Below are 7,645 nucleotides of genomic sequence, written 5' to 3'. Positions count from 1 at the left end.
CCCCCCCCCCCCGCCCCCGGGTGAACGCCCTGTAACTCGCCCGGCAGATTTGCTGCACTGCAAAATGCCATACGCCCCCGTCTGGTCCTAGTATCAAACAATCGTTTGATTAAGGTCTGCCGCCCCATGGCCAAACCCGCCCACTTCTCGACCAAGGACCGGATCCTCGGTGCCGCCGAGGAGCTGTTCGCCCAGCACGGGTTCGCCGGCACGTCCCTGCGCCAGGTCACCAGTCAGGCCGATGTGAACATCGCGGCGGTGAACTACCACTTCGGCTCCAAGGAAAACCTGGTCAACGAGGTGTTCCGCCGCCGCATGGACGAAATGACCGCCGCGCGCCTGGCCCAGCTCGAGCGCGCCCGCAGCGAACACCCCGGCCAGCTGCGCCCGGTGCTGGCCGCCTTCGTGGAACCGGCACTGGCCATGGCCCAGGACCGCCAGAGCGGCGGCGCCTTCGTGCGCGTGATCGCCCGCGCCTACGCCGAAAAGAACGACAACCTGCGCAAGTTCCTGTCCGACCACTACGGCCACGTGCTGCGCGCGTTCGGCAAGGCCATTGCCGAATGCGTACCCGGCCTGAGCAAGGAAGAGCTGTACTGGCGGCTGGATTTCCTGGCCGGCTCGCTCACCTACGCCATGGCCGACTTCGGGCTGATCAAGCGACCCGCCGGTGTCACCGAAGCGGCGCATCGTGCCCATGCCGCCCACGAACTGATCCATTTCGCCGAAGCCGGGTTCCGCGCCGCCGCACGCGACAGCGCCCTGCCCGCTTCCATTGATTCCACCCAGTAACTGCTGACCAACAAAGGCCCTACACCATGTCCAATTCCCTGCTAGTCCGCCGCGCCGCCGTGCTGGGTGCCGGCGTCATGGGTGCCCAGATCGCCGCCCACCTGACCAACGCCGGCGTCGATACCGTGCTGTTCGACCTGCCTGCCAAGGAAGGTCCGGCCGATGGCATCGTGCTGAAGGCAATCGCCAACCTGGGCAAGCTGAGCCCGGCGCCGCTGGCCAGCAAGTCGCTGGCCGAAGCGATCACCCCCGGCAATTACGAAACCAGCCTGGAACAGCTGAAGGACTGCGACCTGATCATCGAGGCCATTGCCGAGCGCATGGACTGGAAGCAGGACCTGTACAAGAAGATCGCCCCGTTCGTGGCCGACCACGCGGTGCTGGCCTCCAATACCTCCGGCCTGGGCATCAACAAGCTGGCCGACGTGCTGCCCGAGCAGCTGCGCCACCGCTTCTGCGGCGTGCACTTCTTCAACCCGCCGCGCTACATGCACCTGGCCGAACTGATTCCGGCCACCACCACCGACAAGGCGGTGCTGGAAGGCCTGGAAGCCTTCCTGGTCACCACCCTGGGCAAGGGCGTGGTGTACGCCAAGGACACCCCGAACTTCATCGGCAACCGCATCGGCGTGTTCTCGATCCTGTCCACCATCCACCACACCCAGCAGTTCGGCCTGGGCTTCGATGAAGTGGACGGCCTGACCGGCCCGCTGGTGGGCCGCCCGAAGTCGGCCACCTACCGCACCTCCGACGTGGTCGGCCTGGACACCATGGCCCACGTCATCAAGACCATGGGCGACACCCTGCCCAACGACCCGTGGCATGAATTCTTCAAGTCGCCGAAGTGGCTGGATGCGCTGATTGCCAAGGGCGCGCTGGGCCAGAAGACCGGCGCCGGCATCTTCCGCAAGGTCGGCAAGGACATCGTGGTGCTGGACCTGGAAAAGCAGGACTACCGCGCCGCCGATCGCACTGCCGCCCCGGAAGTGGTCGAGATCCTGAAGATCAAAAACCCGGCCGAAAAGTTCGCCAAGCTGCGCGAAAGCCAGCACCCGCAGGCGCAGTTCCTGTGGGCGACCTTCCGCGACCTGTTCCACTACAGCGCCTACCACCTGGCCGATATCGCCGAAACCGCGCGCGACGTCGACCTGGCCATCCGCTGGGGCTACGGCTGGTCGCTGGGCCCGTTCGAAACCTGGCAGGCCGCCGGCTGGAAGCAGGTGGCGCAGTGGATTGCCGATGACATCGTCGCCGGCAAGAGCATGAGCAGCGCCCCGCTGCCGGACTGGGTGTTCGATGGCCGCGACGGCGTGCACGGCGCCGAAGGCAGCTACAGCCCGTCGCGCAACGCCAAGCTGCCGCGCTCGTCGCTGCCGGTGTACCAGCGCCAGCGCTTCCCGGATCCGCTGCTGGGCGAGAAGTTCGCGCCGGGCGAGACCGTGTTCGAGAACGACGGCCTGCGCATGTGGCACGACGGCGACGGCATTGCCGTGGTCAGCTTCAAGACCAAGATGAACACCGTGTCCGACCAGGTACTCGATGGCCTGCAGGAATGCGTCAGCCGCGCCGAGAAGGATTTCCAGGGCCTGGTGATCTGGCAGCAGAAGGAACCCTTCTCCGCCGGTGCCGACCTGGCAGGTGCCCTTGGCCTGCTGCAGGCCGGCAAGGTCGACCAGTTCGAAGAAATGGTCGCCAACTTCCAGCGCACCAGCCAGCGCATCAAGTACTCGCTGGTGCCGGTGGTGGCCGCGGTGCGTGGCTTGGCCCTGGGCGGTGGCTGCGAATTCCAGATGCACAGCGCCAAGACCGTGGCCTTCCTGGAAAGCTACATCGGCCTGGTCGAAGCCGGCGTGGGCCTGCTGCCGGCCGGTGGCGGCCTGAAGGAACTGGCCGTGCGCGCCTCGCAGGCCGCTGGCCCGGGCGGTGATGTGTTCGCCGAACTGAAGAAGACCTTCGAGACCGTCGCCATGGCCAAGGTGTCCAACTCGGCGGTCAACGCCAAGGAACTGGGCCTGCTGCGCAGCACCGACAAGGTGGTGTTCAACAGCTACGAGGCGCTGTACATCGCCAAGGCCGAAGCACGTGCACTGGCCGAAGCCGGCTACCGTCCGCCGCTGCCGGCACGCCGCATCCAGGTGGCCGGTGACGTGGGCATCGCCACCTTCAAGATGATGCTGGTCAACATGCTGGAAGGCCGCTTCATCAGCCCCTACGACTACGAAATTGCCGAGCGCATCGCCACCGTGCTGTGCGGCGGCAAGGTCGACCGCGGCACCCTGGTGGACGAAGAATGGCTGCTGACCCTGGAGCGCAAGCATTTCGTTGAACTGGCCCAGCAGGAAAAGACCCAGGCCCGCATCGCGCACATGCTGAAGACCGGCAAGCCGCTGCGTAACTGATACCTGCTTCTGGTAGGTGCCCACCTTGGTGGGCACACCCTGATGTGGCAGTCGAGCATGGCTCGACTCTACAAATCCTATTCAAGAGATCACTGCAATGACCAAGCAAATCCAGGACGCCTACATCGTCGCCGCCACCCGTACCCCGGTAGGCAAGGCGCCCAAGGGCATGTTCCGCAACACCCGCCCCGACGACATGCTTGCGCACGTGCTGCGCAGCGTCGTCGCCCAGGCCCCGGGCGTGGACGTGAACCGCATCGATGACGCCATCATCGGCTGCGCCATGCCCGAAGCCGAGCAAGGCATGAACGTGGCGCGCATCGGCGTGCTGCTGGCCGGCCTGCCCAACACCATCGCCGCACAGACCGTGAATCGCTTCTGCTCGTCCGGCCTGCAGGCCGTGGCGCAGGCTGCCGATGCGATCCGCCTGGGCAACGCCGACCTGATGCTGGCCGGCGGCACCGAATCGATGTCGATGGTGCCGATGATGGGCAACAAGATCGCGATGGCACCGAGCGTGTTCGACAACGACCACGTGGCCATTGCCTACGGCATGGGCATCACCGCCGAGAAGGTGGCCGAAGAGTGGAAGGTCTCGCGCGAAGAGCAGGACGCCTTCGCGCTGGCCTCGCACCAGAAGGCCATGGCCGCCATCCAGAACGGCGAGTTCAAGGATGAGATCAGCCCGTACGAGATCGTCTCGCACCTGCCGGACCTGGCCGATGGCCAGCGCATCATCACCCGCAACAAGATTGCCGACACCGATGAAGGCCCGCGCCCGGATTCTTCGGCTGAAGGCCTGGCCAAGCTGCGCCCGGTGTTCCGCAACGGCCAGTTCGGTGGCACCGTCACCGCAGGCAACTCGTCGCAGATGAGCGATGGCGCCGGCGCCGTTCTGCTGGCTTCGGAACAGGCGATCAAGGATTACGGCCTGACCCCGCTGGCCCGCTTCGTCAGCTTCTCGGTGGCCGGCGTGCGCCCGGAAGTGATGGGCATCGGCCCGATCGCCGCGATTCCGAAGGCACTGAAGCAGGCCGGCCTGACCCAGGACCAGCTGGACTGGATTGAACTGAACGAAGCCTTTGCCGCGCAGTCGCTGGCGGTGATCCGCGATTGCGGCCTTGACCCGAGCAAGGTGAACCCGCTGGGCGGCGCCATCGCCCTGGGCCACCCGCTGGGCGCGACCGGCGCGATCCGCACCGCCACCCTGCTGCACGGCCTGCGCCGCCGCCAGCAGAAGTACGGCATGGTGACCATGTGCATCGGCACCGGCATGGGCGCCGCGGGTATTTTCGAAGCGCTGTAAGGGTCAAAGCGCTGCCGGCTGATTGCTGGCTGTGGGGCCCGGGTGGGCGAGGCTGCCCGGGACACGCCGTAAACCCGTCCCTGGGGGCTTGGCAGGGGCATCCATGCCGCTGACAGTCCCGGTCAGCCTCACCCACCCGTGCCATCCATCATTCCGCGCGGCGGAGGGATGAGCAAAGGCAAGGCAAGAGCTGGGGTCAGAGCCCTTTGCGGCGCAAAGGGATCTGACCCCAACAAGCAAAAAAGGCAGCCAATGGCTGCCTTTTTTGCTTTTGACCCTGCCCTTGATTCCGCCCCCGCCTCCCAAGGGAGACAGGAAGGCGCCGCGAACGGAGCGCTCGAAAAACCCTTACTCCGCCAGCATCGCTGCCAGCTTCTCGCGGGCCGGGCCGGCCAGCTTCGGGTTGTCCAGCGCGAAGCGGATCGTCGCTTCCACCAGACCCAGGTGCGTACCGCAGTCAAAGCGCGTGCCCTCGAAGCGGTAGGCATCCACCGGCTCCTGCGCCAGCAGCGCGGCAATCGCATCGGTCAGCTGGATCTCGCCACCAGCACCACTGCCGGTCTGTTCCAGCAGCTCGAAGATCTTCGGGCTCAGCACGTAGCGACCCACCACCGCCAGATCGCTCGGCGCGTCTTCCGGCTTGGGCTTTTCCACGATCTGCGAAATGCGGCCCTTGCGGCCATCGAACGCCTCGGTGGCGACGATGCCGTAGCTGGCGGTCTTCTCGTGCGGCACATCTTCCACCGCAATCACGCTGGCACCGCTGGCCTCGTTCAGATCGGCCATCTGCTTCAGCGCACCGGCGCCGCGGTTCCAGATCAGATCGTCGGGCAGCAGCACGGCGAAGGGTTCATCGCCGATCACTGCCTTCGCGCACAGCACTGCATGGCCCAGCCCCAGTGCCTCGGCCTGAGTGACGAAGATCGCACGCACGCCCTCGGGCAGCACGTGGCGGATCAGCTCCAGCTGTTCCTGCTTGCCGGCGCGCTCGAGCTTCTGTTCCAGCTCGTAGGCCTTGTCGAAGTAATCGGCAACGGCGTGCTTGTAGCGGTTGGTGATGAACACCAGGGTGTCACAGCCCGCCTCGATCGCCTCGTCCACCGCGTACTGGATGAGGGGCCGATCGATGATCGGCAGCATTTCCTTGGGAACCGTCTTGGTAGCGGGCAGGAAACGGGTGCCCAGGCCTGCCACCGGGAAAACTGCCTTGCGAATGCGCTTGCTCATTAGTGCCTGCTGGCCTCTCGTGCGGGGAATGGCACGACTTTAGCGGACGAGATGTAAGCGTCCTGTTCGATTGGCGAGAATTCGGGCATGGTCGCGAACAGGATTTCCTGGATTGCGCCGGTGTCGTAGCTCACCGTTGCCTCGCGCAGCTTGGGCACGTTGCCCAGCACCAGATCGCGCGAGAAGGTACGCACGCCGGCTTCCAGCACCTTCGGGTGCGAGGTCGGGCGGTAGTCTTCGTCGGAATAGAACAGCGTCTCGTGCAGCTTCTCGCCCGGGCGCAGGCCGGTGTAGATGATCGGAATATCCTTGTACGGCTGCTTGCCGGCCAGGCGGATCATCTGTTCGGCCAGCACGCGGATCGGCACCGGCTCGCCCATGTCCAGGGTATAGATGGCACCGTGCGACGCCGACGCGGCCGCCTGCAGGATCAGCTGGCAGGCCTCGGGAATGGTCATGAAGTAACGGGTCACTTCCGGATCGGTCACCGTGACCGGGCCGCCGCGCAGGATCTGTTCGCGGAACAGCGGCACCACGCTGCCGGCCGAGGCCAGCACGTTGCCGAAGCGCACGGTCACGAAACGGGTATGTGTGGATTTCTGGTCCAGGCTCTGGCAGATCATTTCCGCGTAGCGCTTGCTGGCGCCCAGCGCATTGACCGGATCGACCGCCTTGTCGGTGGAAATGAACACGAAATGCTCCACCCGAGCTTCCAGGCAGGCGCGTGCCACATTTTCGGTAGCCAGGATGTTGTTGCGCACGGCTTCGCGCAACTGCCGTTCCAGCACGGGCACATGCTTGTAGGCGGCGGCGTGGAAGGCCGTATCGACCGGGTGCAGCGACAGCGCATGGCGCATCACTGCCGGGTCGCCACAGTCGCCCAGCACGGCCTCCACTTCGATATCGGGGAAGCTGCGGCGCAGCTCACCTTCGATGGTCAGCAGCAGCAGCTCGCTGATTTCCACCAGCACGATGCGGCCGGCGCCATGGCGCGCGCACTGGCGGCACAGTTCCGAACCGATGGAACCACCGGCGCCGGTGACCATGACGGTACGCCCGCCCAGCCAACCGCGGATCAGGTTCCAGTCCGGCATGATCGGCTTGCGACCCAGCAGGTCTTCGATCGCCACTTCCTTCAACTGGCCCGGCAGCGACTGGCCCTGCAGGATGTCGCTCAACTTGGGCACGGTGCGGAACGGCACGCCAGTGCTTTCGCAGATGGCGACCACGCGCTGCATGCCCACCGCATCGAGCGAGGGAATGGCGATGACCAGCAGCTTGGCCGCGCTTTCGCGCACCACCGCCGGGGCATCGTCCAGGGTGCCCAGGATCGGCAGGCCCTGCAGCTTGGCGCCGCGCAGGTGCGGGGCGTCATCGAGCAGGCCCACCGGTTCGAAGTTGCCGGAACGGCGCAGGTCGCGCACCAGCGTTTCAGCGGCCTGGCCGGCGCCGAGGATCAGCACCCGGCGCGCGGTCGAATCGGACTGCAGCGACTGGTAGTCCTTCCATGCGCGGTACAGCAGGCGCGGCGCACCCAGCAGGGCCGACAGTGCGAAGGGATAGATGACCAGCACCGACATGGGCACGCCGTTGAAGCGCTTCCAGGCCAGCACCAGCACGATGGCGACCAGGCCGATGAAGCTGGCCTTGAAGATGTTCAGCAGGTCGCTGACGCTGGCGAAACGCCACAGGCCGCGGTACAGGCCCACGCGCCAGAACACGATGCCCTGCAGCGCCAGCACCAGGGTGGTGTCGACATTCCACAGCGGCAGCGCCGGGGCGTCGGCCAGGATCGAGTAGCGACCGGCATGCAGCAGCTGCCAGCAGGCCCAGACCATGAACAGGTCGTGGCAGACGATGGCCGTGCGCGGCAAAAGACCGAGGATTCTGTCCCGCCAAGGTGAAGACATATTTCGCTTAA

General features: G+C 65.8%; 5 protein-coding genes. 3 read left to right on the top strand and 2 right to left on the bottom strand.

Going from position 1 to position 7,645, the window contains the following annotated elements:
- Window positions 1-126 precede the first annotated feature (126 nt).
- The 3 genes from IAE58_RS10615 to IAE58_RS10605 all read left to right on the top strand — a co-directional run bounded on the left by IAE58_RS10615 (window position 127) and on the right by IAE58_RS10605 (window position 4,497).
- Entirely contained in the window at window positions 127-792 is a 666-nt protein-coding gene (locus IAE58_RS10615) for a TetR family transcriptional regulator (protein WP_108752876.1), read from the top strand.
- 26 nt (window positions 793-818) lie between these two features.
- Window positions 819-3,191: a 3-hydroxyacyl-CoA dehydrogenase/enoyl-CoA hydratase family protein gene (locus IAE58_RS10610; RefSeq protein ID WP_199933237.1), complete on the top strand. Its 2,373-nt coding sequence runs from the start codon at window positions 819-821 to the stop codon at window positions 3,189-3,191.
- Between the two features lie 97 nt (window positions 3,192-3,288).
- Window positions 3,289-4,497 carry an acetyl-CoA C-acyltransferase gene (locus tag IAE58_RS10605; RefSeq protein WP_108752874.1) on the top strand — a complete coding sequence of 403 codons (1,209 nt, stop codon included), beginning with the start codon at window positions 3,289-3,291 and terminating at the stop codon, window positions 4,495-4,497.
- A gap of 348 nt (window positions 4,498-4,845) precedes the next feature.
- On the opposite strand, the gene galU is transcribed toward IAE58_RS10605, so the two are convergent.
- Entirely contained in the window at window positions 4,846-5,724 is an 879-nt protein-coding gene (gene galU / locus IAE58_RS10600; protein ID WP_108752873.1) for a UTP--glucose-1-phosphate uridylyltransferase GalU, read from the bottom strand.
- The gene (locus IAE58_RS10595; protein ID WP_164271348.1) at window positions 5,724-7,634 is read right to left on the bottom strand and encodes a nucleoside-diphosphate sugar epimerase/dehydratase; all 1,911 of its coding nucleotides are present in this window, start codon (window positions 7,632-7,634) and stop codon (window positions 5,724-5,726) included. Before IAE58_RS10595 ends, galU begins: the two co-directional genes overlap by 1 nt.
- Window positions 7,635-7,645: the final 11 nt, after the last annotated feature.

This window comes from Stenotrophomonas sp. S49 (assembly GCF_016624905.1).
In the GTDB taxonomy this organism is placed as follows: Bacteria; Pseudomonadota; Gammaproteobacteria; order Xanthomonadales; family Xanthomonadaceae; genus Stenotrophomonas.
The sequence above is the reverse complement of the archived record's forward strand: the minus strand, read 5'-3'. Positions and strand labels throughout refer to the sequence as shown.

Coding starts and splice junctions, on each gene's coding strand:
- IAE58_RS10615 (WP_108752876.1), top strand. CDS start 127: ATGGCCAAACCCGCCCACTTCTCGACCAAGGACCGGATCCTCGGTGCC.
- IAE58_RS10610 (WP_199933237.1), top strand. CDS start 819: ATGTCCAATTCCCTGCTAGTCCGCCGCGCCGCCGTGCTGGGTGCCGGC.
- IAE58_RS10605 (WP_108752874.1), top strand. CDS start 3,289: ATGACCAAGCAAATCCAGGACGCCTACATCGTCGCCGCCACCCGTACC.
- galU (WP_108752873.1), bottom strand. CDS start 5,724: ATGAGCAAGCGCATTCGCAAGGCAGTTTTCCCGGTGGCAGGCCTGGGC.
- IAE58_RS10595 (WP_164271348.1), bottom strand. CDS start 7,634: ATGTCTTCACCTTGGCGGGACAGAATCCTCGGTCTTTTGCCGCGCACG.